General features: G+C 72.7%; 19 protein-coding genes. 9 read left to right on the forward strand and 10 right to left on the reverse strand.

The features are described 5' to 3' along the window. Window positions 1-117 precede the first annotated feature (117 nt). On the forward strand, window positions 118-945 hold the full coding sequence (locus PS467_RS24730; protein ID WP_311037068.1) for a hypothetical protein: 828 nt from the start codon (window positions 118-120) through the stop codon (window positions 943-945). A 105-nt stretch (window positions 946-1,050) separates the two neighbouring features. Here the strand turns inward: PS467_RS24730 and PS467_RS24735 are convergent, their stop codons facing one another. The 3 genes from PS467_RS24735 to PS467_RS24745 form a co-directional block, all read right to left on the reverse strand. Next, complete coding sequence (locus tag PS467_RS24735; RefSeq protein ID WP_268973868.1) at window positions 1,051-1,260, reverse strand: DUF397 domain-containing protein; 210 nt, start codon at window positions 1,258-1,260, stop codon at window positions 1,051-1,053. Window positions 1,261-1,507: 247 nt separating this feature from the next. Next, window positions 1,508-2,398 (reverse strand): helix-turn-helix domain-containing protein, encoded by an 891-nt coding sequence (locus tag PS467_RS24740; RefSeq protein ID WP_268973869.1) that lies wholly within the window; start codon window positions 2,396-2,398, stop codon window positions 1,508-1,510. Between the two features lie 379 nt (window positions 2,399-2,777). Continuing rightward, window positions 2,778-3,527: a GOLPH3/VPS74 family protein gene (locus PS467_RS24745; RefSeq protein ID WP_060949392.1), complete on the reverse strand. Its 750-nt coding sequence runs from the start codon at window positions 3,525-3,527 to the stop codon at window positions 2,778-2,780. Window positions 3,528-3,782: 255 nt separating this feature from the next. Here PS467_RS24745 and PS467_RS24750 point away from each other — a divergent pair, with 255 nt between their 5' ends. Both PS467_RS24750 and PS467_RS24755 read left to right on the forward strand, forming a co-directional pair. Next, window positions 3,783-6,194, forward strand: a complete 2,412-nt coding sequence (locus PS467_RS24750; protein ID WP_432280625.1) for a D-alanyl-D-alanine carboxypeptidase — start codon at window positions 3,783-3,785, stop codon at window positions 6,192-6,194. A gap of 202 nt (window positions 6,195-6,396) precedes the next feature. Continuing rightward, window positions 6,397-8,298, forward strand: coding sequence for a DUF8823 domain-containing protein (locus PS467_RS24755; RefSeq protein WP_311037070.1), 1,902 nt, complete (start codon window positions 6,397-6,399; stop codon window positions 8,296-8,298). A gap of 176 nt (window positions 8,299-8,474) precedes the next feature. Here PS467_RS24755 and PS467_RS24760 read toward each other — a convergent pair whose 3' ends face one another. The 5 genes from PS467_RS24760 to PS467_RS24780 are packed head-to-tail and all read right to left on the reverse strand — an operon-like array spanning window position 8,475 to window position 16,322. After that, a complete protein-coding gene (locus tag PS467_RS24760) occupies window positions 8,475-9,761 on the reverse strand; it encodes an ABC transporter substrate-binding protein (protein WP_311037071.1) in 1,287 nt (428 codons plus the stop codon). Then, the gene (locus tag PS467_RS24765; protein WP_311037072.1) at window positions 9,758-10,690 is read right to left on the reverse strand and encodes a GlnX family signal transduction membrane protein; all 933 of its coding nucleotides are present in this window, start codon (window positions 10,688-10,690) and stop codon (window positions 9,758-9,760) included. Before PS467_RS24765 ends, PS467_RS24760 begins: the two co-directional genes overlap by 4 nt. Continuing rightward, entirely contained in the window at window positions 10,687-12,168 is a 1,482-nt protein-coding gene (locus tag PS467_RS24770) for a vWA domain-containing protein (protein ID WP_311037073.1), read from the reverse strand. The genes PS467_RS24765 and PS467_RS24770 overlap by 4 nt, the downstream gene beginning before the upstream one ends. Before the next feature lie 12 nt (window positions 12,169-12,180). Then, a complete protein-coding gene (locus PS467_RS24775) occupies window positions 12,181-14,661 on the reverse strand; it encodes a serine/threonine-protein kinase (RefSeq protein ID WP_311037074.1) in 2,481 nt (826 codons plus the stop codon). Continuing rightward, on the reverse strand, window positions 14,658-16,322 hold the full coding sequence (locus tag PS467_RS24780; RefSeq protein ID WP_349256472.1) for a S1 family peptidase: 1,665 nt from the start codon (window positions 16,320-16,322) through the stop codon (window positions 14,658-14,660). The genes PS467_RS24775 and PS467_RS24780 overlap by 4 nt, the downstream gene beginning before the upstream one ends. 570 nt (window positions 16,323-16,892) lie before the next feature. Here PS467_RS24780 and PS467_RS24785 point away from each other — a divergent pair. From PS467_RS24785 to PS467_RS24795, 3 genes are all read left to right on the forward strand, one after another. Then, window positions 16,893-17,645, forward strand: a complete 753-nt coding sequence (locus PS467_RS24785) for an IPT/TIG domain-containing protein (protein ID WP_311037076.1) — start codon at window positions 16,893-16,895, stop codon at window positions 17,643-17,645. A gap of 40 nt (window positions 17,646-17,685) precedes the next feature. Next, window positions 17,686-18,996 carry an IPT/TIG domain-containing protein gene (locus tag PS467_RS24790; protein ID WP_311037077.1) on the forward strand — a complete coding sequence of 437 codons (1,311 nt, stop codon included), beginning with the start codon at window positions 17,686-17,688 and terminating at the stop codon, window positions 18,994-18,996. 110 nt (window positions 18,997-19,106) lie between these two features. Continuing rightward, window positions 19,107-20,576, forward strand: coding sequence for a glycoside hydrolase (locus PS467_RS24795; protein ID WP_311037078.1), 1,470 nt, complete (start codon window positions 19,107-19,109; stop codon window positions 20,574-20,576). 43 nt (window positions 20,577-20,619) lie between these two features. Here PS467_RS24795 and PS467_RS24800 read toward each other — a convergent pair whose 3' ends face one another. Then, window positions 20,620-21,228, reverse strand: a complete 609-nt coding sequence (locus PS467_RS24800; protein WP_311037079.1) for a TetR/AcrR family transcriptional regulator — start codon at window positions 21,226-21,228, stop codon at window positions 20,620-20,622. Window positions 21,229-21,374: 146 nt separating this feature from the next. Here PS467_RS24800 and PS467_RS24805 point away from each other — a divergent pair, with 146 nt between their 5' ends. Continuing rightward, window positions 21,375-22,199: an NmrA family NAD(P)-binding protein gene (locus PS467_RS24805; protein ID WP_311037080.1), complete on the forward strand. Its 825-nt coding sequence runs from the start codon at window positions 21,375-21,377 to the stop codon at window positions 22,197-22,199. A gap of 28 nt (window positions 22,200-22,227) precedes the next feature. Here PS467_RS24805 and ku read toward each other — a convergent pair whose 3' ends face one another. Next, window positions 22,228-23,391, reverse strand: coding sequence for a non-homologous end joining protein Ku (gene ku, locus PS467_RS24810; RefSeq protein WP_311037081.1), 1,164 nt, complete (start codon window positions 23,389-23,391; stop codon window positions 22,228-22,230). Window positions 23,392-23,421: 30 nt separating this feature from the next. On the opposite strand from ku, the gene ligD reads away from it, so the two are divergent. Together ligD and PS467_RS24820 are read left to right on the forward strand one after the other, a co-directional pair. Then, window positions 23,422-24,399, forward strand: a complete 978-nt coding sequence (gene ligD, locus PS467_RS24815; RefSeq protein ID WP_311037082.1) for a non-homologous end-joining DNA ligase — start codon at window positions 23,422-23,424, stop codon at window positions 24,397-24,399. Further along, the gene (locus tag PS467_RS24820) at window positions 24,396-25,331 is read left to right on the forward strand and encodes an ATP-dependent DNA ligase (RefSeq protein ID WP_311037083.1); all 936 of its coding nucleotides are present in this window, start codon (window positions 24,396-24,398) and stop codon (window positions 25,329-25,331) included. Before ligD ends, PS467_RS24820 begins: the two co-directional genes overlap by 4 nt. Window positions 25,332-25,873 lie beyond the last annotated feature (542 nt).

A 25,873-nucleotide genomic window follows, 5' to 3' on the forward strand; every position in this document is an offset into this window, starting at 1 on the left:
GTCCGCTTCGCGGCCCGGTCCGCGATCCGGTACCTGGTCCGGCCGGCGCCCGATTCCGCTCGTTCTCTCCGTCCGCCCCTTCCCGAACTGACGTGGCGTCAGCTAAACCTGAGGGACATGACGAGCGACGCGTACGCGGAACTGGCCTCCGTCGGTCCGTACGGGGTGCGCCCGGGGCACGCCCTGATCACGATGGTCGAGCCGCATCCGGGCCATGAGTACGCCTACAACCGCTGGTACGAGGACGACCACTTCATCGCGGGCGCGATGGCCATGCCGTGGATCTACGCGGGCCGCCGCTGGGTCGCCACCCGTGAGCTGCAACTGCTGCGCTATCCGGAGAAGTCGGCGATCGCCCGGCCGGTGACCGCCGGCTGCTATCTGTCCGTCTACTGGCTCACCGAAGGGCGCTACGCGGACCATATGCGGTGGACGGTCGCGATCAACCGGCGGCTGGGCCGGGACGGGCGGGTCTATCAGGAGCGCACGCACGTCTTCACGGCCTTCCAGGACCACGAGGCCACCGTCTACCGGGACGGGGCGGCCGGTCCGCGCGACCACCACGCGCTGGACCACCCCTACGCCGGACTGGTGCTGGAGGTGATCGAGAGCGAGCGCCCGGAGCGGCGGGGAGAGCTGCTCGAATGGCTCGGATCCAGACATCTGCCGCGCCGGCTCGCGGGCTCGCCCGCCGCGCTGGTCACGGTCTTCCGGCCGACCCCGCTTCCCTCGGACCGGATGTCGTATGTGAAGCAGGTCGAGGGGGTCGACACCCGGCTGACCCTGCTCTGGTTCCTCCAGTCCGATCCCCGGGAATGCTGGGACCGCTGTTTCACCGGTCTCGATGACGAGGTGGCCGAGGCCGGTCTCGGCCGGGTGGAATTCATGGCGCCGTTCATTCCGACGATTCCCGGTACGGACCAATACGTGGATGAACTCCGCTGAAGCGGAAGCGCCGGGAAATCCCGAACGCGCAGGAAAGCACCGGAAACGCCATGAGCCCTCTCGGCGGGGACGGCGACCGGTCGAGAGGGCTCGTATGCGGGCTGGTCAGTCGAGGTCGAAGGCGCCACGGCTGACGTCGGCGACAAAGGCCGACCACGATGCGGGGGCGAAGCTGAGCGTCGGTCCCTGCGGGTCCTTGGAGTCGCGCACGGCGATCTCGCTGGTGACCGGGGAAGAGATCTCCACGCAAGCGCCGTTTCCGGCCGAGTACGAGGATTTCACCCACATGCTCGTCTTTCCCTGCTGAATGGACACGATTGCTCCGATGCTTTTTGTTGATGAGACGCACCCCCGATTGGAGGCGTCATCGACGTTACTCGGCAACATCGTCTGGAAAGCGGGCCATTCACTCGACCGGATGGCATATTCCTACGGCCCCTTCCTCAGCGCGGTGCGGAGGTGTAGCCTCCGCCCCTCGTCGTTCGCGCCGTTCGCGTCGTTCGCATCCTTCGTGTCGTTCGCGTCCTTCGTGCCGTTCGCGCCGGAGCGTTTCCGTATCCCCTCAGTCCGTCTGGTTCGCCTCGCTCTCCGCGTGCCGGCGGGCGTGCTCCTGGGCCACCTCGGTGATGAACTGGCGGCTCTGGTCCGCGTTCAGCGCCTGGGCCCGCAGATGCTCGTACATCATGCTGTAGCTCTGCACATCGCTGAGCTTCTCCAGATACAGATCACTGGTGACGCCCTCGAGATAGACCACGCTGGTGTCCGACTCATCCGAGAACTCCAGGATGGTGAACTGGCCGCTCATTCCCGGATGCGACCCCATGTCGAACGGCAGCGCCTGCACCGTCACATGGGGCTCATGGCTCATCCGGACCAGATAGTCCAGCTGATCGCTCATGATCTTCGAATTGCCGACCACCCGCCGCATCGCCGCCTCGTCCACGACCGCCCACAGCCGCAGCGGGGACAGCGGGTCGGTGATCCGCTCCTGGCGCCTGAGCCGGACCTGGACCCGCTGGGCGATCTGGTCCTGCGGGGCCTCCGGCAGGGCGCCGCTGATCACCGCCTCCGCGTACTCGGGGGTCTGCAAGAGGCCGGGGAGCACCTGGGGTTCATAGACCCGCAGGGACGCCGCGTCCGTCTCGAAGCCGATGTAGACGCTGTACGGCACGTCGCCGAACGCGTTCCACCACCCTTGCTGGCGCGACTCCTTCGCCATTTGCATCAGGGAATCGACCAGCGCCTTGTCCTCCACCTTGTAGGTGCGGCACAGGTCGCGCACATCGCGCTGGCTGATGCTGCGGCGCCCGTTCTCCAGTCGGCTGATCTTCGACTGGGAGACCATCAGCTCCTCCGCCACCTCCTCCGCCGTCATGCCCTTCTCCTGGCGGAGCCTGCGCAGTTCCTGGCCCAACCGGCGTCGCCGGACAGTGGGACCGACGTTCGATGTCACAGGACGTGCACCTCCGGCTTCGTACTGCTGATTTCTGCTGTTCAGCAGCCTGCCACTACCGGACGGGGCCGCGCTGGGAAATGGCCGCACAAGGCGGCCGCACCACGGTGGACGAACGCGCGCGCGGGGCGGTGGAACGGCCGGTCGTCCAAATCGGCCGATCCACCACCCCGCGCGCTTCAGCGGCTCCCGAACCGGGTCGATGGGGACTGCGGTGCGGTCGGTGGAGCGTCAGTGGTGCTGGGTGCTGCTCGGAGCCGAACGGTGGCGCTCCGCCCCGGGCGGTGCCGGGAACAGGGTCCGCCGCCCCGCTGACGGGCTGCTGGTGCGTTCGACGGGCTGGTGGTGCGTGGTGGTGCGGTGGTGCCCCGAAGGGGCCTCAGCGCGCTCCGACGCGGGCCATGCCCCCGCGGCGGGACGGCTGGGCCGGAACGCCGGCCGCGGGCTCCGCCGCGGCGCGTGTCCCCGCCTGTCGGCCTCCGGCCGGCGTGCGCCGTGGCTGCGCCGCGACACCGTTCTGCACGTCCATCACGGCGTGCGCCACGAGACCGCCCATCGGGTCGTGCCGGATCAGATCCCGGAGCCTGGAGCGCGAGGAACGCCCCTCGTTCCCGGGATACAGGTGCTTGCCGAGCCCGACCGCGTGGGCCAGGGCGGCGAGCGCGGCGGTCCGCGGGTCCGGCGGTACGCCGGTGCGGATCGCGCTGTCCAGCCGGGCCCTGATCTCCCGGCTGATCGCCGTGTCCGTCGCCTGGTAGCGCGTCGTCGGCAGTACGCCACACATCTGGCCCTCCACGGCATGCACCATGCCGCAGCGCTCCAGGTGCGTGAGGTACGTCTGGCGCAGCCCCAGCCGGGGCCCGCCGATCCAGTGGACCGCGCGCACCGGGCTGCCGCGACGGCGCAGCAGTTCGAGCGCGGAGTCCAGAGTCGGATCTCCGGTCGGCCGTGGCAGCACCACGGCGATACGATCCCCGTCAGGGGCTATCCGTCCGGCCAGAGCCAGCTCTACTAGCTGCGCTCCGGCGAGACCGAGGTCGAGCGACTGCGGCTGCGCCGTGGTACCCGTGGTCGGGTCCAAAGCGAGCAGCAGAAGCTCCTCCGGAATTGTTCTGCGGCTCCTGCCCATCCATGCCTCCCCGCGTGGATGAATGACAGGGTGACCCCTGCCACATTGGTCTGTCGAGAGTGCCTGGGGGGTTTGGATGGGAACCAGTAGGTATGTCGTTCTCGTCTAGCGGGTTGACGGGCACCTGAGGACGCCCTCCGGCTGTGGCGATGCGCGAGCGCATGCCGGACACACAGGACACTGGTAGAGGTTGGGCTGCGGGACGTGACGCCATGGGGCGTAAGGCGTCCCGCGACACATATCGAGGAGGCATCGGTGGCGGGCGAGTCCCCCGGCAGGTCGGATCAGCAGAAGTCGTCGGGGGAGACGGCTAGGGGAGAGCGCGATCCGCGGCTCGCGGTCTCGCGTGACGCGGAGGCGGCCCAGGGCTCGACGGCGGTCGCCGTCGTGTCCGGCGACCTCCGCTCGGGGTCCGGCGGGTCCGGGGCGAAGGCCGAAACGGAGGCCGAAGCGGAACCGGAGGCACCGGCGGCCGACGAGGGTGACGCGAATGTTTCAGGTGTTCGCGATGGTGAACCGGGCGAAGATTCCGGGACGTCGGAGGCGGCGCCTGAGTCTGAGGGCGAGGTGAAGAAGGACTCCGGCGTATCCGGCGGATCGCCCAAGGAGGGCGTGTCCGAGCCCGACGCGGAGGCGGAAGCGGACGCCGACGAGGCGAAGGCCGACGACGCGAAGACCGACAAGGCTGACGGCGCGTCCGAGGCCGGGAAGAACGACCGGAAGAACGCCGGGAAGAACGCCGGGAAGAACGGGGACGGTGACGAGCCGTCCGAGCCGTCGGTCGATCAGCGGACGGCCGTCTTCCGTACGGTGCAGCCGAGGGCGTCCGAAGAGGACGCGGCCGGGAAGGCCGAGGCGTCCGATGCGGGCGGTGGCGTTTCCGGTGAGCCGGTCGACCGTCCGACGGCCGCCTTCGGTGCGCTTCCCGAGAAGGGCGGCGAGGGGGAGGCGGAGAAGAAGGAGGACGCGGCCGGTAAGGGCGAGGCGTCCGATGCGGGCGGTGGCGTTTCCGGTGAGCCGGTCGACCGTCCGACGGCCGCCTTCGGTGCGCTTCCCGAGAAGAGCGGCAAGAGCGGTAAGGAGGGCGTCGACCAGCCGACCACCGCCTTCAAGGCGATCAGCACCCCGGCCGGCAAGACCGACAAGGCCACGCCCGACGCGAAGACGTCCGACGCGAAGGCGTCGGGCAAGAAGTCCGTCGGCGAGTCGGACAACGAGCGGACCAGCAAGTTCGTACCGCTGCGGTCGCCCGAGGACCCGGCCCCGCCGCGGCGTCCCGCCGCGCCCGCCGCGCCCTCGGGGACCGCCGCCTCGGCGGCGGTTCCCGAGGCCGAGCGGACCAAGCAGCAGCCGCTGCCGCCGCTGTCGCCGGACGGCAAGCAGCCCGCACCGCTCGATCTGCTGGCGCAGCTGACCAACACGCCGCCCAAGCCCGAGACGCCGGTGCGGACGGCGATCCGCCGGATCAAGATCTGGACGCCGCTGGTCGTGCTGTTGGTGATCATCCTGGGCGTCGTCCAGGCGCTGCGGCCGCTGCCGGATCCGGAGCTGAAGCTCACCGCCGACGCCACCTACCGCTTCGGCGGTGACGGGTTCGCCATGCCCTGGCCCGACCAGGGGCAGTCCGCCGCCGAGGTCGAGGGCGTGGGCACCCTGGGCACCTCCGGGGAGCAGAAGCCGGTGCCGATCGCCAGTGTCACCAAGGTCATGACGGCCTATGTGGTGCTCAAGGACCATCCGCTGAAGGCCGGCGAAGAGGGCCCGAAGATCAAGATCGACGCGCAGGCGGCCAAGGAGGCGAAGTCCGCCGACGAGTCGCGGGCGGCGGTCAAGGAGGGGCAGACCTTCACCCAGCACCAGCTGCTCCAGCTGCTGCTGATCAACTCCAGCAACAACATCGCCCGGCTGCTGGCCCGCTGGGACGCGGGGTCGCTGGACGCGTTCGTCGAGAAGATGAACGGCGCGGCCAAGAGCCTGGGGATGAAGCAGACCACCTACACCGACCCCAGCGGTCTGAAGGAGTCCACCAAGTCCACCGCGGCCGACCAGCTGAAGCTGGCGAAGGCGGCGATGCAGTCCGAGGCGTTCCGGGCGGTCGTGGCCACGCCCAACACCGAGGTCCCGGGTCTCGACGACCGGATCTACAACAACAACAACCTGCTGGTGAAGCCGGGCGTGATCGGTATCAAGACGGGTTCGTCCACCCCGGCCGGCGGTGCGCTGATGTGGGCCGCCGTGCGGACGATCGACGGCAAGAAGCAGCGCATCCTCGGTGTCGTCCTCGAACAGCGCGCGACCACCACGCTGGACGCCAGCCTCCAGCTCGCGCAGACCAACAGCTACAAGCTCATCACCGCCGTGCAGGACGCCCTCACCTCGGCCACCGTCATCAAGAAGGGCGATGTCGTGGGCCAGGTCGACGACGGGCTCGGCGGTACCACGCCGGTCGTCGCCACCAAGGATCTGAAGGCGGTCGGCTGGTCCGGGCTGACGGTCGACATCAAGATCGGCGACGGGGGCGAGAAGGTGCCGCACTCCGCCAAGGCGGGCACGGTCATCGGCGAGGTGACCGTGGGCACGGGTCCCGGACAGCTCACGGCGCCGGTGGCCCTTCAGGAGGATCTGTCCGAGCCGTCGTTCGGCGCGAAACTGACCCGTATCAGCTGACCCGCGGGGGAATCCGGGTATAGGGGACGGGCGAAGCGGGCCCCGGTGCGAAACGCCGCCGGGGCCCGACACGGCTGGGGGCCGCCCGCGCGTGCTAGCGTCGCGTGCGTCCCCGGCCTGGACCCGCCGCATGAACCGGAGCGACCCGGTGCGGGGTTGAGGACGATGGGGCAGACCTCGGGGGAAGACGGGGAGAGCCGCAGTGACCACCGTGGATCCGACACGGTCCGAAGAAAGCGGGGGCTCGGAGGAGAGCACCGCCGCACGAATACGCGTACCCGCGCAGCGCTGGCCGGCCGAGCCGCCGGGCTCGGCGGAGGCGGAGCGGGAGGGGGAGCGGGCCACTTCCGGTGGGCTGCTCCGGCGCGCCTGGCAGACGCTGCGCCATCCGGTTCCGGCCGCCCTGGCCGCCGCCGCGGTGCTGCACCTGCTGTGGGTGGCGCTGCTCGCGAACAGCGGCGGGGACCTCGCCGCGCAGGACGCCTGGGCGGAGTTCGCCCTCCAGCACCCGGACTCGGCGTACAACCTGGCCTGGTACGGCGGGATGCACCCGGTCTCGTACAGCGTCATCTCGCCCTATCTGATGGCGGTCCTCGGGGTCCGCTCGACGATGGTGATCGCGGGGACGCTGTCCGCCGGGCTGCTCGCGCTGCTGCTGGTGCGCAGCCGTGCCGTGCGGCGGCCGATGTGGCCCGCCCTCTACGGCGCGTTCGCGCTGACCTGCAACGCCATCTCGGGGCGGGTGACCTTCGGGCTCGGCGCGATGTTCGGGCTCGCGGCGGTGGCCGTGATCTTCGCCTGGCCCCGGCGGTGGCGGTCCCGGCACTGGCACCACAAGACCGGACGGTTCCTGCTGGCCGCCTTGCTGGCGGCGCTGTCGACCATGTCCAGCCCGGTGGCCGGTCTGTTCGTGGGCATAGTGGCCGCCGGTCTGTGGCTGACCAAGCGGCGCCCCGCCGCGTACGCGCTCGGGGTCACGCCCGCGCTGGTGGTCGGCCTGTCGGCGTGGCTGTTCCCGTTCTCCGGTGAGCAGCCGATGTCCATCGGGTCGGTGATCCTGCCGTTCATCACCGGCGCCGCCACGCTGCTGTGCGTGCCGCGCGAGTGGACGACGGTGCGCGTCGGGGCGGGGCTCTACTGCCTCGGGGTGGTGCTCACCTGGCTGATCCCCTCGCAGATCGGCACCAACATCTCCCGGCTCGGCATGATCTTCGGCGGGGTAGTGCTGCTCGCCGTGCTGCCCGGGGTGCGCAAGCCCCCGCGCGACCAGCTGCGCTCGACGACGGCCGGCCGCCGCTGGACCGTCCTGGTGCTGGCGCTGGCGACGGTCACGGTGTGGCAGGGCGTCAAGACCGGCGACGACGTCATCCACACCACGCCCTCGGCGTCCTGGGCCCGTGAGCTGGCGCCGCTGGTCGACCGGCTCAAGCGGGAGAAGGCCGACCGGGGCCGGGTCGAGGTGGTCCCGGTGCGCAGCCACCGCGAGTCCTCCGCGCTTGCCCCGTACGTCAATCTGGCGCGCGGCTGGAACCGCCAGCGCGACCTGGACCGGAACCCGATCTTCTACGGCGAGGACACCCTCACCCCGGCCACCTACCACGAATGGCTCAGGCGCTGGGCGGTGCACTTCGTGGTGCTGCCCGCGGACACCCCGGACACCGCGGCCGAGCAGGAGGCCAAGCTGCTCGGCACCGGCCTGCCGTATCTGCGCCAGGTGTGGGCGGACGCCAACTGGAAGCTGTACGAGGTCAAGAACCCGACGCAGATCGCCGACCCGCCGGCCACCGTGCAGCGCGCGGGCGCCGATCAGCTGGTGCTGAAGGTCCGCTCCAAGGGCCCGGTGCTCATCCGCATCCCGTACTCGCCGTGGCTGGGCCTGATGGACGCGGACGGGCACAGCGTCCGGGCCCCGAAGGCGGAGCACGACGACGGACTGCCGGTCAACCGCCACGGCTGCCTCACCAAGCAGACCGAGGGCGGCGAGGAGGGCCAGCCGGAGGACGAGTGGACGGTGCTGCACGCCCCCCGCGCCGGCGTCTACCGGATAACGGGCAAGTACCAGCTGCCGCGCGGTACGCCCTGCCCGGACGAGATGGCTCCCTGAGCCGCTCTCGGCCGGGACGGCCGACGGGCCCGGCCGAGACCGGGACCGTCGGCGGGCCCGTATCGGGCGGGACCGTCGACGGGCCCGTACCGGCCGCGGAGCGTCTGCGGGCCCGTACCGGCCGGGAACCGTCGGCGGGCCCGTACCGGCGGGCCGGGACCGCCGGCCGGCCCCGGTCAGCCGCAGACCGTCGACAGCCAGGGCTGGTCGGGGTCGCCGCGCAGGCTCTGACGGACCTTCTCCAGACTGCGCAGCAGCCCGTCCGGCCGCTGGGTGGTGTCGCTGAGGTAGATCAGCGCGGCCCGCTGGAAGGCGAGCCGCATCCGTGTGGGCATGGCGTCGGAGGCGTCCAGGCACAGCGACGCCGAGTCCCGGAGGGTCGTCGCGATCCTCCGGTCCACGGCGTCGTCGCCCTGGGCGTCGAGCGGCACGTCGCGGTTGGCGAAGAACGGGTGGGTGCTGTTGCGGGCGGTCTTGCTGCCCCAGGCCCGCTGGGCGTCGGCCGAGGCCAGGTAGCGCATCAGCTCCCGCGCCTGCGGGGTGCCGCGGAACATCGCGGCGAAGTCCGCCGACACCTCCCGGGCGGTGGACCGCCGGTCGGCCCGCGGCAGCAGTCCGGCGGAGAAGACGAAGTCCGCGTCGGCGGGGCGGGCGTAGCCACCGCGGATGAACGACCCCTGGTGCTCCAGCGCACACGGTGGGTCCGGGGCGAACAGCCGGGCGCCCGCCGCGCGGAAGTCGGTGATCAGCGCGGTCCGCGCGGTGTCCGTGCCGAAGAGCGACCCCCAGCTCCGCCACGCCCGCTCGACCCGGGGGTCGGTCCACGGCAGCCCGCCGGTCGCCCAGTCCTGGTAGACGGACCGGCCCTGCTGCTGGAGCAGCAGATCCTCGATCCAGTCGGTGCCCGGCCAGCCGGAGGTCGCGTCACCGCCCATGCCGACGCACCACTGGCGCCCGTCGGCGGCGAGGGCGGGCAGCGTGCTGCGGCGGCGGTCCCGGTCGAACCACACGATGCTCTTCAGATCGGCCTTGACCGCGATGCCGTAGACCGGCCCGCCGGCGGTCAGCCGGGGCGTCCACAGCGCGCCGTAGGCCGTGCCGCGCCCGGCCGGGAGCACCTCGTCCAGCGGGGCCAGCAGGTTCTGCTGGGCGTAGGACGCCAGCTCGCCCGAGCTGGGCAGCACGGCGATATCGGGCGGGGTGCCGGCGTCCACCTCCGAGGACAGCACCTCGCGCAGCGCGGTGGTGCCCTGGTAGTCGACGTGGATGCCGTGATCGCGGGTGAAGGTGTCCAGCAGCTCGCGGAACGCACTCCCCTCGGCGCCGGTCCAGGTGGCCAGCACGGTGACGCCGCCGCGCGACTGCCGTCCGCCCGTGTCGCCCGCGGTGAGCGCGCACAGCACCACCAGCCACAGCCCGAGGACGGCGGCGGTCACCTGCCGGGGGCGGTTCGCGGCGCTCATCGGGGCTGGAACCTGTACTCGTCGATACGCGGCTGGAGACCGGCCACGATCAGCGCCGCGAGCACCGCGCCGCCCAGCGGTATCCAGCCGACCGCACCGGCCCGCCAGTGGGTGTCCCGCATGGTGTCCGTCACCCTCTTCGCCGTTCCGCCGCTGGCGGAGCCGATGTCGTCCTGGCTCAGGCTGATCCGGGCCGATTCCAGCCGGTCCTGGGTCTGGTACGTGAAGACGGCCAGCGGGACCACGGCGATCAGCAGCCCGGTCGCCGCCGCCAGCCAGGGGTTGACCAGCCGGCGGAAGCGGTGCCGCAGGAAGCGCTGGGTGTGCACGAGCAGCGCCGCCAGCGTGAGGAACAGCACCGGCACCAGCACCCACCAGGCACATGACAACAGCCACCCGAAGGAGGTCTGCTGGTCCAGGACCCGGAGCTGCCGCCTCTGCACCGTCCTCAGCCGCTCCAGGATGTCGCCGTCGCCGCGCTCCAGCATGGTGCGGGCGTAGGAGAGATAGGCGGCGCGCAGATTCGCGTTGCCCCGGTGCACATACGCCTGTTCGATGATGTCGCTGTAGGAGGAGACCAGGCCCGCGATGGTGAGCAGCGACTGGCGGGCCGGCTCGCCCCCGGTGGTGCTCTTCACCGCCTGGGCGAGGCTCTGGCCGGCCGTGGACAGCCTGGTGCGGTAGTTCTCGCCGAGGCCCTCCACATCGCTGGTGGCGCCGGTAAGGGCGCCCTCGGCCTCGCGGTAGGAGCCCCTGAGGGCCTCCGTCGCGGCGGCGACCTGGAGTATCGCCGGAGTGGACCGGTCGGTCACCGCCGCCGAGTTGCGGCTGACGCCGTAGTACGCGGCCAGCAGCGTGGCCACGGCCACCGCCGTGACCACCAGCAGGGCGATCAGCCGGCGCACCAGGAAGGCACGGGTGCCGCTCATCCCGCGCCGCCCGGCCCGGCGCGCAGGGGAGCGTCGCACTGCTGGCAGAACCCGGCGGTGGCGGGCGACCGGCGCCGGCAGACCGGGCAGCTGACATCGGCGGCGGGCGGCGCGGCGGGCTCCGGGCGCGCCAGGCCCGCGAAGCGGACGCTCTCCTCCGACACGATGATCGCCGAGTTGAGGTCCAGCGGCCGGAGGGGTTCGCGGATCCGCACCTCGCCGGCGGCGGCGTCGTCGATGTGGACCAGCCCGCCCAACCGGGTCAGCATCTTCTCACCGCCCAGCTGATGGGCGAGCTGGACGGCGCGCCCCCACTGGCGGCGGGCCGTCTCCCGGTCACCCGCCTCGTACGCGTCGCAGCCCGCCGTGATGGCGTGGCCCAGCTCGGAGTCGGCGTCGTAATGGGCCAGCCGGGGATCGATGCGGGACGACAGCACCGGATCGTCCGTCCACTGGACCAGCACCGACTCCGGCTCGGGCGGCGGCAGCGCGGTGTCGCCCTCCACGGCCAGGTCCACGGCGGCCAGCTCCACGTCCTCACCCGTCGGATCGCCCCGCGGATCGGCGACCACGCACACCTGGTACTCCCGGACCTCGTCGCCCCACGCTGTGGCCCGCCACTCCCAGGTGCGCTCATCGGGGCGGACGCCCTCGTCGGTGACGTCCACCCGGGACGGATGCACCTGCTTGACGAAGCCGACCCGGCCACCGGACCGGGTGCGGATCCGGATGCGCACCCCGGCCAGCGCCTTCGCCATCGACGCGGAGACCATCTGCTCGAACTCGGCGGTCAGCGCGGACTCCTCGAGGACCGCGTCGGCCCTGCCGTGCAGCCGCCGCGCGATCCGCTTCAGCTCGGCGGCGTCCCAGCCCTCGCCGATACCGCGCGCGTCACACGTGAAATGCGGTGCGCAGGCGTCCAGCACCTGATCCAGATAGCCGGGCGGATCGTGTTCGTTACGGCCGTCGGTGAGCAGCAGCGTGTGCCGGAGCGCGGCCGGCTGCCGCAGATGGAGCCGCCGGGCGAGATCCAGCCAGGAGCCCATCGCGGTGCCGCCCACCGCGGGCAGCCGGGCCGCGACCCGCGCGGCGGCGGCCTTGGTGTCGGGCCCCGCCACCGCCATACCACCGGTGAACGGATAGACCACCTGGGCCTGTTCGGTGCCCTCGACGATGGCGAAGCGGGTGCCGTCGCGGAGCACGCCGACCGCCGTGGCGGTGGCCCGCCGCGCCGCCGCGATCTTCGTCGGCGGCCAGCTCATCGACGTCGAGCAGTCGATGACGATGACCTCGGACGCGGCGGTACGGGCCGCCGCCGGGCCCAGCCCCTGGGCCCGCACGCTGACGATGGCGTGCATCTCGGTGCGGCCCGCGGAGGCGGGGAGGTACTTGTTCTGGTGCACCCGCAGGGTGAGGGCCGGGGCCTGCGCCGCGCCCGCCGGGCCGTGGTGTCCGTGCCTTCCGTGGTCCTCGCTCATCCGATCCCCCTGTCAGAAGCGAGTCATGGGCCTGACGGCGTTCGCCCGGTCGACCAGCACTCCGAGTGCCTCGGGACTGTCCGCCTGCCGGGCCAGCCGCCGAAGGGTCCCCTCCAACTCCTCGCGCAGCGCGTGCTCGCTCGCCCACTCGCCGAAGACCAGCTCCTGTGGTGAGGGCTCGCCGCTCTCCCTTTCGGCAGCGGCGTGCCGCCTTTCGACAGCGGCGCGCCCCTTCGGCTCGCCCCCGGCTCCCGCTGGGAGGCGTCCCCCGGGCCCGGCGGGCCGGCCGGGCGGTCCGAACGGCCCACCGTCCCCCGGCTGCCGCTCCGCCCAGTCCAGCGTCACCTCCAGCGTCTCCGCGGTCAGCCGGTCGCGGGCCGGGCCGGACGGCCGGCCCTCGTCCAGGTACAGCCGGGGCAGCCGGGTGCGCACCTCCGCCAGGTCCTCGGCGGCCGGCAGGGCGTCGGGGTGTCCCAGCCGGCCCGACAGCACCCGCACGATGGCGATCCGCGCGGCGTCGTAGTGGCGGGAGACCTTCGGCACCCCGCCCAGCACGTCCACGGCCCCGCCCCGGTCGCCCGCGGCGAGCCGGAGCCGGGCCAGCCCGAAGGCGGCGCTGCCCTGGGAGCGGTTGCGCTGCCACACCGCCTCGTAGAACCGCTCGGCGGACTCGTGGTCGCCCAGGTACTCGGCGCAGTAGCCCAGCGCCAGCTTGGGCGCGTACTCGCCGGGCAGGGCGCTGTAGACCTCGTCGAACTCCCGCCGGGCGGCGGCCACCGCGCCGTCCGCGAGCCGCAGCAGGGCGCGGTGCCAGGACAGCCGCCAGTCGTACCGGGCGGCGGCGCCGATCAGCCGCACCGCGATGGCCAGTTCATCGGCGGCCGCGTCCCGTTCGCCCAGCTCCAGATGGGCGCGGCAGGTGCGCAGCCGGATCTCGGCGGAGGGGCGGGGGAAGGCGTGCAGTTGCTCGATCAGCCGCCGCGGACCGCTGTCGGTCGGGATGCCCAGCAGTGCCGTTCCCGGATCGGCCGGGTCCGGGAAGGGCACCGGCAGCCCCAGCGGCACCTGCTCGGGGCGGGGCAGCCCGGACGCCAGCAGCGGGCGCGGGTCCCCGGCCAGCCAGCGCTCCAGGCCCGGGATGCGGCCCAGGGAGGCGTCCAGCAGCGCCGAGGTCGGGGCGAAGAGCGTGGACGGCTCGGGCTGCTCCCGGCGCAGCCGCAGCGCGTGCATCTCCCGCAGTACGCCCCACAGCTGCTCGGACATCTCCGCCGCCGACCCGAACCGCCGCTCGGGGTCGGCCGCGGTGGCGCGGGCCAGCACCCGGCGGTAGGACTCGGCACCCAGGCCCGGCGGCCGCTGGGCCTGCCGGGTGGCCTGGTCCGACAGCTCTTCGAGGGTCCTGCCGACGCCGAAGAGGTCATGGCGCTCGGTGAGGGCCGAGGCGCCCCGGGCCAGCACCTCGGGCGCGGCGAACGCCTCGGTGATCACGGGCGGCTCGCCGTCCCGCTGGTCCAGCCGCCGCACCGCGCCGAGGTCGATCACCTTGACCCGGTCCTCGTGGTGCATCACGTTGCTCGGCTTGAGATCGCAGTAGAGCAGCTTCTCGCCGTGCAGATAGCCCACCGCGCGCAGCACCAGACAGCCGTAGGCCAGGATGTGCTCGTACAGCCGCGGCCCGTCGTACGGCCTCACCGCGTCCGCGATGTGGTCCTTGATCTGGTCGAGCGTCATCCCGTCGACGAACTCCATCACGATGTAGCCCGTCAGCGCGCCGGTGTCCCGGGGGTCGGGCTGGGTGACGTAGTTGATGATCCGGACGATGCCGGGGTGGTCGAGCACGGTCAGATAGCGGCGCTCCTCGACCGCCGCCCGCAGCGCCGCCTCGTCCTCGTTGTTGATCAGGCCCTTGATGGCGACGGGCTGGTCGTCCAGCTGGGTGTCCTCGGCGAGATAGACCCAGCCGAGCCCGCCGTATCCCACACAGCCGATCACCCGGTACTGATCGCCCAGCAGATCCCCGGGGCGCAGCTGGGGGGTGAAGTCGAACGGATGGCGGCAGCGCGGGCAGTAGCCCCGGGAGAGCGCGGGCTGTCCGGCGTAGGGCGCGCCCACGATCTCGTCGCACCCCTCCCGGCCACAGGTCTGGCCGCGCGAGGGGGGCCGCGGATCGTCCATCACCAGGTCGCGCAGCGCGGGCAGTTCGACACGGGGCAGGTCCAGCGGGTCCTCGCCGGCCGGCCGCACGGTGAACTTCCGGGCCACGGCGCGGCGACGGGCGCGGGCCGTGGCCGCGGTGGACTCGGAGACCAGACCGCCGGGAGCCGGTGCCACCGGGGGCGCGGACGCGGGCGTGGCCGCGGGCACGGGGGCCGGGGCGGTGGGCCGGGGTCTGCGGCCGCACTCCGAGCAGAACCCCCGGGCGTTGATCCGGCCCAAACCCTCGCCGCGGCAGTCCGGGCGGGCGCAGACCGTCGGGCCCGTCATGGCCGTCATGGCGCCTCCCCCTCCGGCGGTGTGTGCACGGCGGCCACGAACCGGTCCACGGCGCGGCGCGCCTCCGGCAGATCGCACGGCACCTCGGCCAGCAGCCGCACCGCGGCGCGGTGCAGCGGGATCAGCTCCGCCCGCTCGGATTCGGCCTTGGCCCCGAGCATCGCGGTGTACGACGCCAGCTGCCACTTCAGCTCCTGGACCCGCGGCTGCTGGGCGTCGATCACCCGCAGCGTCTCCTCGGCCCGCTCGGTGACCCTCCGGACCGAGTGCTCGAACGCGGCGAGCTTGGCGACGACGCGGTGGGAGCCCAGATCCGGGTCGGAGCGCAGCCGGGTCAGGTTGATCCGTAAGGCCGTGGCGTCCTCGGCGTGCGATGTCGACAAGGACGAGCGGCGTGCCCCGCGCTCGGCCGCCTCGTGTTCGCGGTCGGCGGCCAGCGCCACCCGCCCGGCGAGCTCGTCCAGCCAGGTGCCGATCCGGTCGGCCTCGGGGCGGAACAGCCGCTCGGCCAGCCGCAGCCCCCGGGAGTGGGGGTCGCGGAAGACCAGCATCAGCCGGCTGCCCCGGTCGGCGAGCAGCTTCATGAAGCGGACCAGCGCCTCCGGGTCGTGGGCGCGGTCCACTCCGACGGCCACGATGGTGAGCGGCACGGCGTTGGCCCGGACCCGGCTGAGCGGGGAGGTGTCGCCGGGCGAGCGCAGATCCATCCGGTCCGCGACCCGCAGCGCGACCTCGGTGTCGGTGCGCCGGGTGACGTCGATGGCCAGGTCCACACTGCCCAGCGGCGGTACGGTGCCGTGCGGCGCGGCGGAGACCGCCTCGTCCGGGCCGCCGCCCGACAGCTCGCGGTCGGCGAGTGTGACGGCGCGGCTGAGCGCCTCGTACCGCACGCGGTCGTCGTCCTCGATGACCACCGTCTCCACGTCCGCGATGCCCGCCCGCCCGGTCAGCGGCTCCCGGCGCAGCCATACGGCGAGCCGCTGGGCGAAGCCGACGTCCTGGACGCCGGCGGTCAGCCGGGAGACCAGCGGCCGGTCCACCCCGCGGGCGCCCCGCACCCAGCGGTGGACCACCGGCAGATGGCGCAGGATCGTCTCGACCGGGATCATGTACGACACGCTGAGCCGCTCGGCGGAGGGGACGTCCACCGGGTCGTCGTACCGGCTGACGACCATGCCGATGACATGCCGGGTCGCCTCGTCCTCCACCCCGGCGCCGCTGAAGCCCTTACGGACCACGTCCCTGGGCGACTTGGGGTCCAGCCCCACCCACTCCGCCCGGGGGCCGACCCGCCCGGCGGTCTTCGCGCGCAGGTAGTGGCCGTTGTCGAGGCCCTCGGGGAAGCCGCCCATCCACACCGGGCGGCCGAGCACCGGCGGCAGCCGGTAGAGCGGTGCGGCGTGCTCGGCGGGCTGCGGCCGGCTCAGCCGCAGCAGCGCCACATCGCCGCAGCCGTCGGAGCGCTGGGGCACCCAGCAGCCGTCGGCGACGCGCGCGGGCACCGGCTCGGCGTCGGCCACCTCGACCAGGTCGACCAGGACCTCGGTGGCGGGCACCGGGAGCCCGTCGTCGGGGATCACATGGGCGCAGGTGAGCACCGTCTCGCTGCCCAGCAGGACCCCGGCGCCCAGGACGTCGCCGGCCGCACTGCGGATCCTCACCCGCCAAGTCCCCCCGCTGGAGGTCTCATCGGCGGTCATGCCCATTTCCGCCCCCATGTGGCAAGAGCATACGCCCGGGAGGTACGGAAGTGACCCGTCCGTCCGATGGGTCACAGGAACGGGTGAGAGGTGTGGCCCGGGATGGAATGGGGCGTTCCGGTGGACCCTTCCGGTGGGCCGTTCGGGGGGCGTTCCGGGGCCGTTCCGGGGTCGGAGAGGGGCGTGCCGGGGCGGGTACGGGGCGGTCGGCGGACCCAGCGCGTACCGTGCCCGACCCCGTATGTCCCGCACGCCCGGCCATTCGGGTGACGTGGCGTCACCCCTTCTTGTGGCGGGCTACGTCGGATGGATTACTGAAAGTGTGCGGTGGAACCCCCGCCGGTTTCTTTCCGGCGCTGGGGGCGCCGCGTCCTCGTCGGTGCCAGGCGCCAGGCGTACCGCGAGGAGGACCGGGCGGGTGCCCCATGGCCCGCGGTCGCGCACCGGACCGCCGTGAGCGCGAGCGGGTCCAGCCCGTCCGGTCCCGTCCACGCACCGTCCTTACCGCCCTTGCCGAGGAGGCAATGCGCCATGCCCATCTCACCCAGCCAAGGCTCCACCGCCGGCGGCACCACCGTCACCATCACCGGTACCAATCTCGCCGGTGCCACCGCCGTGCACTTCGGCAGCAAGTCGGCCACCATCACTGGCAACACCGCCACCTCCGTCACGGTCGTCTCACCGTCCGGCAGCGGGGTGGTGCCGGTGACCGTGACCACCCCCGGCGGCACCAGCAACCCGCTGAACTTCTTCTACGTCGGCGCGCCCTTCAAGTCCGCGCTGAGCACCACCTCAGGACCGCTCGCGGGCGGCAACACCATCACCGTCAGCGGCACCGGGCTGTCCACCGCCACCGCCGTGACCTTCGGCGCCAACGCCGCGACGCCCACCGTGATCTCCGACAGCCAGATCACCGCGGTGGTACCGGCCGGCGCCGCGGCCGGACCGGTCGGGGTGAGCGTCACCACCGCGGGCGGCACCAACAACGGCTTCTCCTACACCTATGTGGACTCGCCGACGGTCACCGGCTTCACGCCCGCCTCGGGCCCGCCCTCCGGCGGTACCGCGGTGACCGTCACCGGCACCAGCCTGGCCAGCACCCAGTCGGTGACCTTCGGCGGCATCACGGCGCCGTTCACCGTCATCAGCGACACCACCGTGTCCGCGGTCTCGCCGCCCACGGCGGACGGGCAGCCCGGCCCCGCCGACATCGCGGTCACCACCCTGGCCGGCAGCGCCACCGCCGCGACCCCGTTCCAATACGTCGCCGGTCCGGGCATCTGATCACGCACGTGGGACGACCCGCCGTAAAGGAGATCCGACCTTGAGCACCCCTCAAGCCACAGGTACGGGCACCGGTCCCGCGACGGCCGTGGCGTCCCCTCCTGCGATCAGCTCGGTGAGTCCCGCCGCCGGTTCCCCCGGCGGCGGGACCCTGGTCACCCTGACCGGGAGCAACTTCACCCAGGCGACGGCGGTCCGCTTCGGCCCGGCGCTCGCCTCGTCGTTCACGGTGGTCTCGGCCACGCAGATCACGGCGGTGGCGCCGCCGGGCAGTGGCACGGTGCTGATCACGGTGACGACGCCGGGTGGGACCAGCAACGGGGTGGCGTACAGCTATACCGCCACCCCCGTTCCCTCCCTCACCGGTGCCTCGCCTGTCCAGGGGCCGACCTCCGGTGGGACGACGGTGACGTTGACCGGTACCAATTTGCTGGGGGCGGTGGCGGTCCGGTTCGGCCCGGCGCTCGCCTCGTCGTTCACGGTGGTCTCGGCCACGCAGATCACGGCGGTGGCGCCGCCGGGCAGTGGCACGGTGCAGATCACGGTGGTGACGCCGGGTGGGACCAGCAACGGGGTGGCGTTCACCTATGTGACGGGACCGGTGCTGTCGGCCGTGTCACCCGGTCAGGGGCCGGTCGGCGGCGCGAACTCGGTGACGCTCACCGGTAGCGGCCTTACCGGCGTCACCGCCGTCACCTTCGGTTCCGTGCCCGCTTCGTCGTTCACCGTCGTCTCGGCCACCCAGATCAACGCCGTCGCCCCGCCGGGGACCGCCGGGCCGGTGCAGATCACGGTGACCGGGCCGGGCGGCACGAGCAATGGGGTGACGTACTTCTACGTCGGTGTCCCCTCCCTCACCGGTGCCTCGCCTGTCCAGGGGCCGACGTCCGGTGGTACGACGGTGACGTTGACCGGTACCAATTTCCTGGGGGCGGCGGCGGTCCGGTTCGGGGCGGTCAGCGCCTCGTCGTTCACGGTGGTCTCGGCCACGCAGATCACGGCGGTGGCGCCGCCGGGCAGTGGCACCGTGCAGATCACGGTGGTGACGCCGGGCGGCACCAGCAACGGCGTTCCGTACGCGTACGTGGCCGTTCCCGTCCTCACCGGTCTGTCCCCCACCGGGGGTCCGCTCACCGCGGGGACCACGGTCACGCTCTTCGGCAGCGGTCTGACCACGACCAGCTCGGTGCTCTTCGGCGCCACACCCGCCCCCTTCACCGTCGTCTCCGACAGCTGGGTCACCGCCACCGCGCCCTCCGGCCCCGCCGGGCCGGTGAACGTGCGGGTCACCACGCCCGGCGGCACCAGCAACAGCGTCGTCTACACCCGTGTCGCCGCGCCCGGGATCTGAGCCCAAGCACCGCCCGCTCGCCGTAGAAAGCGCTGTCATACCTCTCGACAACGCCCGCCTGTGCCCCGACGCTTCGTAAGCGACGGGGACCGGGGCGGCGGAGGGGACTGATGATGCGACGAAGGACACTTCTGACGGCGGCGGGCACCACCCTGCTCGGCACCGCGCTCACCACCGGCACCGCATGGGCCGACGAGACCATCGCGGTCGACCCCGGCACCGAGCACGGGGCGTGGGAGGGCTGGGGCACCTCGCTCGCCTGGTGGGCCAATGTCTTCGGTGGGCGGGACGACTTCGCCGACCTGTTCTTCACCACCAAGGCGGTGGGCTACGGCGGCCGGTCGCTGCCCGGCCTCGGGCTCTCCATCGCCCGCTACAACCTCGGCGGCTGCTCCTGGACCAGCGTGGCCGGCGAGTCCATGGTGGCCTCGCCCAACATCCCCCGGTTCAAACAGATCGAGGGCTACTGGCACGACTGGAACAGCGAGGACCCGGCCTCCTCGGCCTGGCACTGGAACGCCGACGCGGTCCAGCGGGCGGCGCTGGTCAAGGCCGTTCAGCGGGGCGCCGTCAGCGAGCTGTTCTCCAACGCGCCCATGTGGTGGATGTGTCTCAACCACAACCCGTCCGGCGCGGCGGACGGCGGCAACAACCTCCAGTCCTGGAACTACCGGCAGTTCGCGCTCTACCTCGCCACCACCGCCCGCTACGCCCAGGACCACTGGGGCGTCCGCTTCGCCACCGTCGAGGCGTTCAACGAGCCGTCCTCCGCCTGGTGGAAGGCGGACGGGACCCAGGAGGGCTGCCATGTCGACGCGGCGGTCCAGCGCACCGTCCTCGGCCATCTCCGTACCGAGCTCAACACGCGCGGGCTGACCGGCACCCGGATCTCGGCGTCGGACGAGACCAGCTACGACCTGGCCCGCACCACCTGGGGCTCCTTCGACGCGGCCACCCGCGCCCTGGTCGACCAGGTCAATGTGCACGGCTACCAGGGCTCGGGCGGCCGCCGCGACCTGCTGTACGCGGATGTGCGCGCGGCCGGCAAGAAGCTGTGGAACTCCGAGACCGGCGACAGCGACGGCACCGGTCTGACCCTGGCCACCAACCTCTGCCTGGACTTCCGCTGGCTGCACCCCACCGCGTGGTGTTACTGGCAGGTCATGGACCCCAGCGCCGGCTGGGCGCTGATCCACTACGACCCGGACACCGCCCAGCCCGGCGCCGTGCAGACCAAGTACTACGCACTCGCCCAGTTCACCCGCCACATCCGCCCCGGCATGCGCATCCTGGAGACCGGCTCGGACCACGCGGTCGCCGCGTACGACCCGGCCGCGCGCCGGCTCGTCCTCGTCGCCGTCAACCCCGGGGCCGCCCAGACGCTCACCTTCGACCTGTCCCGCTTCGGCCAGGTCACCGGGGGCGCGGGCGGGCTGGTGCCGCGCTGGTCCACCCAGACCTCGGGCACCGGCGATCTCTACACCGCGCGTCAGGACACGGCGCTCGACGGCAAGCGGCTGAGCGTGCCGTTCGCCGCGAAGTCGGTGCAGACGTTCCAGATCGACGGGGTGACGGAGTAGCGCGGCGGGGCCAGGGCGCGAGGCGGCGGACGGGCGGGGCCGGCTACGGCGCGAGGCGGCGGACGATCCGGCGCAGCTGGTCCGCGTAGCGCTCGCGGAACTCCGGCGAGTCCGGGTCGGCGCCGAAGAGCCGGCGCACGGTGTGCGGCAGCGTCATCGGTGCCGCGACCAGGCTGACGCACAGCAACATCGCCATGGCCGGGTCGATGTCCTCGGCGATCTCTCCGTCGGCCTGGCGGCGCCGCAGGTCGGAGAGGTCTTCGGGCTCCTCGTCCGGCGCGGCGCTGGCCAGGCCGCACCAGGCGTCGAGGCGGCATCCCCGGGGGTCGGCGAAGGCTTCCGCCAGGTAGCGGAGGACGAGCTGATCGAGGGGGAGGGCCGGGTCGTTGAAGGTCGCTTCGTGCCGCAGCCACTGGCGGCCCAGCTCCTTGTAGAGCCCCTCCTTGCCGCCGAAGTGGTAGGCGATGAGCTGCTTGTTGAGGCCCGCCCGGTCCGCGATGCTCTGGACGCGGGCGCCCGCGTACCCCTTCTCGGCGAACTCGTCCATGGCCGCCTCCAGCAGCAGCCGCCGGGAGCGCTCCGGGTCCAGCTTGCGCTCCTCGGGGGCGGGGGCGCGGCGGGGCCTCTTCGGCGTCCCCTCCATCGTCGTCATCTCCTCTTCCTCCTGGTCCGGACAGGCTAGCCGCAGGCTTCCGCCATTCTTTCATCTATACGTTTGACAACTTCATCTGGATGGATGAACCTTGCCACGGATATTACCGATACCCACTGAGCGCAGGACACCCAAGGAGATCGATCATGTTCGTGGTGACCGGAGCCACCGGAAACGTCGGCGGCCATGTGGTGCGGGAGCTGGCCGACGCGGGCGCCGAGGTGGTCGCGCTCACCCGCGACCCCGGGGCGGCCCGGCTGCCGGAGGGCGTCCGGGCGGCCCGGACCGACGAGCTGCCCCTGGCGGGCGCCACCGGGCTGTTCCTCAACCCGGCGGTGGTGTGGCAGCTGGGCGCGGACCGGCTGCTGGCGCGGGCCAAGGAGAGCGGGGTGCGGCGGATCGTGCTGCTGTCCTCGTCCTCCGTCCTGGACGCGGGCCCGGACAACCCCATCGGCACGCGCCACCTCGAGCTGGAGCGCGCGATCAAGGGCTCGGGGCTGGAGTGGACGTTCGTCCGGCCGGGCGCCTTCGCCGCCAACGCGCTCCAGTGGGCGGCCCAGATCAAGGCCGGGGACGTGGTGTACGGACCGTACGCCAATGCCCACACCGCCCCGATCCACGAGGCCGACATGGGCGCGGTCGCCGCCCGTGCGCTGCTGGACGACGCGCTGGCCGGCCAGGCGCCGGTGCTGTCGGGGCCGGAGTCGCTGACCTTCTCCGACCAGGTGCGCATCATCGGCGAGGCCCTCGGACGGCCGCTGCGGTACGAGGAGCTTCCGCGGGAGGTGGCGCGGGAGCGGATGCTCGGCGGTGGGCACATGACCCCGGACGTCGCGGACTCGCTGCTCACCATGTTCGCGCGGTACGTCGGCCACCCCGCCGAGATCTCCCCGGAGACCGAGCGCGTCACGGGCCGCCCCGGGCGTACGTTCGCGCGGTGGGCGCGGGACCACGTGGCCGCCTTCCGCTGAGGCGCACGGCGCCGGGGGCGCGCTCGGGTCAGGAGGCGGTGCGGGTGCCTCGCTTGCCCGTCTGCTTCTTGGCGGCGGTCTTCTTGGCTGTGGTCTTCCCGGCTGTGGTCTTCCCGGCCGTGGTCTTCCCGGCCGTGGTCTTCGCGGCTGTGGTCTTCCTGGGTGCCGTCTGCTTCGTGCCGGTCTTCTTCCCGGTGGTCCCCGCCGCCTTCCCGGCGGGCTTCTCCTCCGCGGGCTTCTCCTCGGCGGTCTTCGTCCCGCTCTTCCTCGTCCCCGCCGCCTTCTTCCTGGCGGCGGGGGCCTTCTTCGCGGGAGCCTTTTTCGCCGGGGCCTTCTTGCGGCCGCGCAGATGGGTGACCGTCGCCTTCTCGCGCTCCGCGCCCTCCTCCCCGGTCTCCTCACCGGCCTCCTCACCCCGGGTCCGCCGGGCGCTGCGGACGCTCTCCTGGAGCGCCGCCATCAGGTCGACCACCTGCGCGCCCGTGGGCCGCTCGCCGGGCTCGGCGGTGGGGGCGGCGCCGGACATCTTCGCCGCCACCAGGGATTCCAGCGCCTCGTGGTACTCGTCGTGCAGGTCGTCCAGGTCCACCTCGCCGAGCGTCGCCATCAGGGTGTCGGCGAGGTCCAGTTCGGCAGGCTTCACGGTCACCTTCTCCTTGGGGGCCACCCCCGTGGACTCGCGCACCTCGTCCGGCCAGAGCAGCCGGTGCAGCGCGAGGGTGTCGCCCACGACGCGGAGCATGCCCAGCCGCTCGCGGCCGCGGTGGGCGTATTTGGCGATGGCGACCTTCTCGCTGCGCTTGAGCGCCTCGCGCAGCAGGGTGTACGGCTTGGCCGCGGCGGCGCCGCCGGTGCCCAGGTAGTAGGCGTCGCCCATCTGGAGCGGATCGATCTCCGACGCGGAGATGAACGCCTCGATCTCCAGGGTGTGGGTGGTGGGCAGCGGCAGGGCCGCGAGGTCCTCGTCGGTGACCGGGATCAGCGCGCCGTCGGCGTCCTCGTACGCCCGCCCGATCTCGCTCGCGTCGACCGACTCGTCCTCGAGCTCACAGACCTTGCGATAGCGGATGCGGCCGCCGTCGCGGGTGTGGATCTGCCGGAACGAGATGGAGTGGTCCTCGGTCGCCGAATACATCTTGACCGGAATGCTCACTAGACCGAACGAAATGTTCCCATTCCAGATAGATCGCATACTTGATCCCTTTCGTGAGATTCTTATCGTATGTCTCCGATCGCGGAGGTGGAGGGGCGGCGGATCGCGCTCAAGAACCTCGACAAGGTCATCCATCCGGCCACCGGCACCACCAAGGGCGAGCTGCTGCACTACCTGGCGTCCACCGCGGAGCCGCTCCTCGGCCATCTGCGCGGACGGCCGCTGGCGTTCCTGCGGTACCCGGACGGCCCCGACGGCCAGCGGTTCTTCACCAAGAACCCGCCCCCGGGCACGCCCTCCTGGGTGACGACCGCCGAGGTCACCCGCCATGAAGGGGAGACCGCGCGGCAGGTGCTGGTCCAGGACCTGCCCTCGCTGATGTGGGCGGCCAACCTGGTGGTGGAGTTCCACGCCCCGATGTGGCGCGTCGACGCGGGGGTGGGCGTCGCCGACCGGCTCGTCTTCGACCTCGACCCCGGGCCGCCCGCCACGATCGTGGACTGCCGCGCCGTCGCCGTATGGCTGCGCGAGCGGCTGCGCGCCGACGGCCTCACCGCCTACGCCAAGACCAGCGGCTCCAAGGGGCTGCATCTGCTGGTGCCGGTGGCGCCGACCGCCTCCCGGCAGACCACCGCCTATGCCAGACGGCTGGCCCAGGAGGCCGCCCGCGCCATGCCGGACCTGGTCGTTCGCAAGATGACCCGCTCGCTGCGGCCGGGAAAGGTGTACGTGGACTTCAGCCAGAACGCCGCCGCGAAGACCACCGCCGCGCCGTACACCCCCCGCGCCCGCCCCGAACCGGCCGTCTCCACGCCCGTCACCTGGGAGGAGGTCGAGGAGTGCCGCGACCCCGCGGAGCTGTCCTTCCTGATCGACGACATCCCCGGGCGGCTCGACCGCCACGGGGATCTGCTCGCCCCGCTGCTGGACCTGGCGGGGGCACGCCCGCTGCCGACGGCCGCCGGCCCCGGTGACGACTTCGAGGACGAGGACGAGAGTGAAGGCGAGGGCGAGGGCGAAGGTGACGACGAGGGTGCCGGCCGATGACCCCCCGTGAGCTGCCCCTTCGGCCACCCGTGGACGTGGCGCTGGCCCGCGTCGTCCCCACCCTGCCGACCGCCCCGCCCGGCCGGCGGCTGGCCTACGAGCCGAAGTTCGACGGCCACCGGCTGCTGATCTTCCGGCTGGAGGACGCCGTCAGGATGCAGGCCCGCTCCGGCCGCATCGTCACCCGCGCCTTCCCCGACCTGGCGGCCGCCGCGCGGCCCCTTCCGCCCGGCACCGTCCTCGACGGCGAGGTGGTGGTGTGGACCGGCGGCCGTACCGACTTCGCCGCCGTCCAGAAGCGCGCCTTCGCCGCGTCCGAGTCCCGGGCGGGCCGGCTCGCCCGTGAGCTGCCCGCCTCCTACGCCGCCTTCGACCTGCTGGCGATCGACGCGGAGGACCTGCGGCCGCTTCCTTACGCGCTGCGCCGCGCCCGGCTGATGGCGCTCCTCGAACCGCTCGGCCCACCGCTTCAGGCCGTTCCGATGACCACCGACCCGGAAACCGCCACCGCCTGGTACGAGGCGCTTCCGGAGATCGGCGTCGAGGGCCTGGTCATCAAGGACCTCGACCAGCCCTACCGGCCGGGCCGCCACTGGCGGAAGCTGCGCCATTCGGAGACCCGTGACGCCGTCGTCGTCGGCGTCGTCGGCCCCCGGCTCCGACCGCGCGCCCTGGCGCTGGTGCTCCCCGGCGACGACGCCCCCGTGATCTCCGCACCGCTCGCCCCGGACATCCGCGCCCAGCTCGCCACGGCCCTGCGCGACCTGCCCGAATCCCAGCCGCCACCCGCGCAACTCCCCACCGCGCCGGACCGGGTGGGCGTCGAGATCGCCTACCGCCCCATCGATCCGGACCTGACGGTCGAGGTCCGCCAGGAGAGCACGGTCCGCCACGCCGCGACAACGGTCATACGCCTCCGTACCCCCGACTAACCACCCCCGCCGCCCCAGGCTGCGCCCGCCCCGCCCGGCTTAGCCCGGCCCCGCGCCCCCTCGTCCCGACCGTCCGCCCGGTCTTGTTGTCGCCCGGCCCCGCACCCCGCGCGCCCACCCGCGCGGCAATGCGCGGCGCGGGCGACGGGCGGTGCCCCCGGGGGTGGGGGACTGGCGCGGGCGATGACCGCGGGTCCGGGCATGGGTGGCGGGCGCGGGCGATGACCGGCGCGTGCCACGGACGTGGGTGACGGGTGCGGGCCCCGAGCGTGCGTGACTGGTGCGGACGACGGGTGCAGGTGACGGGTGCGGGCGATGGCGGCGGGTGCCACGGGCGTGGGTGACGGGTGCGGACGACGGGCGCGGGTGGCGCGTGCGGGCCCCGGGCGTGGGCGACCGGTGCGGGCCACGGACGTGAGGGACCGGCGCGGGTGACGGGCGGGGGCCACGGACGACGGCCGCAGGTCCCGGGTGCGGGCCACGCGCGTGGGTGACGGGTGCGGGCCCCGGACGTGGGTGACTGGTGTGGGTGAGCGGTGCGG

Source organism: Streptomyces luomodiensis (assembly GCF_031679605.1).
Classification (GTDB): Bacteria; Actinomycetota; Actinomycetes; order Streptomycetales; family Streptomycetaceae; genus Streptomyces; species Streptomyces luomodiensis.

Coding starts and splice junctions, on each gene's coding strand:
- PS467_RS24820 (WP_311037083.1), top strand. CDS start 24,396: ATGACCCCCCGTGAGCTGCCCCTTCGGCCACCCGTGGACGTGGCGCTG.
- ligD (WP_311037082.1), top strand. CDS start 23,422: ATGTCTCCGATCGCGGAGGTGGAGGGGCGGCGGATCGCGCTCAAGAAC.
- PS467_RS24795 (WP_311037078.1), top strand. CDS start 19,107: ATGATGCGACGAAGGACACTTCTGACGGCGGCGGGCACCACCCTGCTC.
- ku (WP_311037081.1), bottom strand. CDS start 23,391: ATGCGATCTATCTGGAATGGGAACATTTCGTTCGGTCTAGTGAGCATT.
- PS467_RS24765 (WP_311037072.1), bottom strand. CDS start 10,690: ATGAGCGGCACCCGTGCCTTCCTGGTGCGCCGGCTGATCGCCCTGCTG.
- PS467_RS24805 (WP_311037080.1), top strand. CDS start 21,375: ATGTTCGTGGTGACCGGAGCCACCGGAAACGTCGGCGGCCATGTGGTG.
- PS467_RS24785 (WP_311037076.1), top strand. CDS start 16,893: ATGCCCATCTCACCCAGCCAAGGCTCCACCGCCGGCGGCACCACCGTC.
- PS467_RS24800 (WP_311037079.1), bottom strand. CDS start 21,228: ATGACGACGATGGAGGGGACGCCGAAGAGGCCCCGCCGCGCCCCCGCC.
- PS467_RS24730 (WP_311037068.1), top strand. CDS start 118: ATGACGAGCGACGCGTACGCGGAACTGGCCTCCGTCGGTCCGTACGGG.
- PS467_RS24770 (WP_311037073.1), bottom strand. CDS start 12,168: ATGAGCGAGGACCACGGAAGGCACGGACACCACGGCCCGGCGGGCGCG.
- PS467_RS24760 (WP_311037071.1), bottom strand. CDS start 9,761: ATGAGCGCCGCGAACCGCCCCCGGCAGGTGACCGCCGCCGTCCTCGGG.
- PS467_RS24775 (WP_311037074.1), bottom strand. CDS start 14,661: ATGACGGCCATGACGGGCCCGACGGTCTGCGCCCGCCCGGACTGCCGC.
- PS467_RS24745 (WP_060949392.1), bottom strand. CDS start 3,527: ATGGGCAGGAGCCGCAGAACAATTCCGGAGGAGCTTCTGCTGCTCGCT.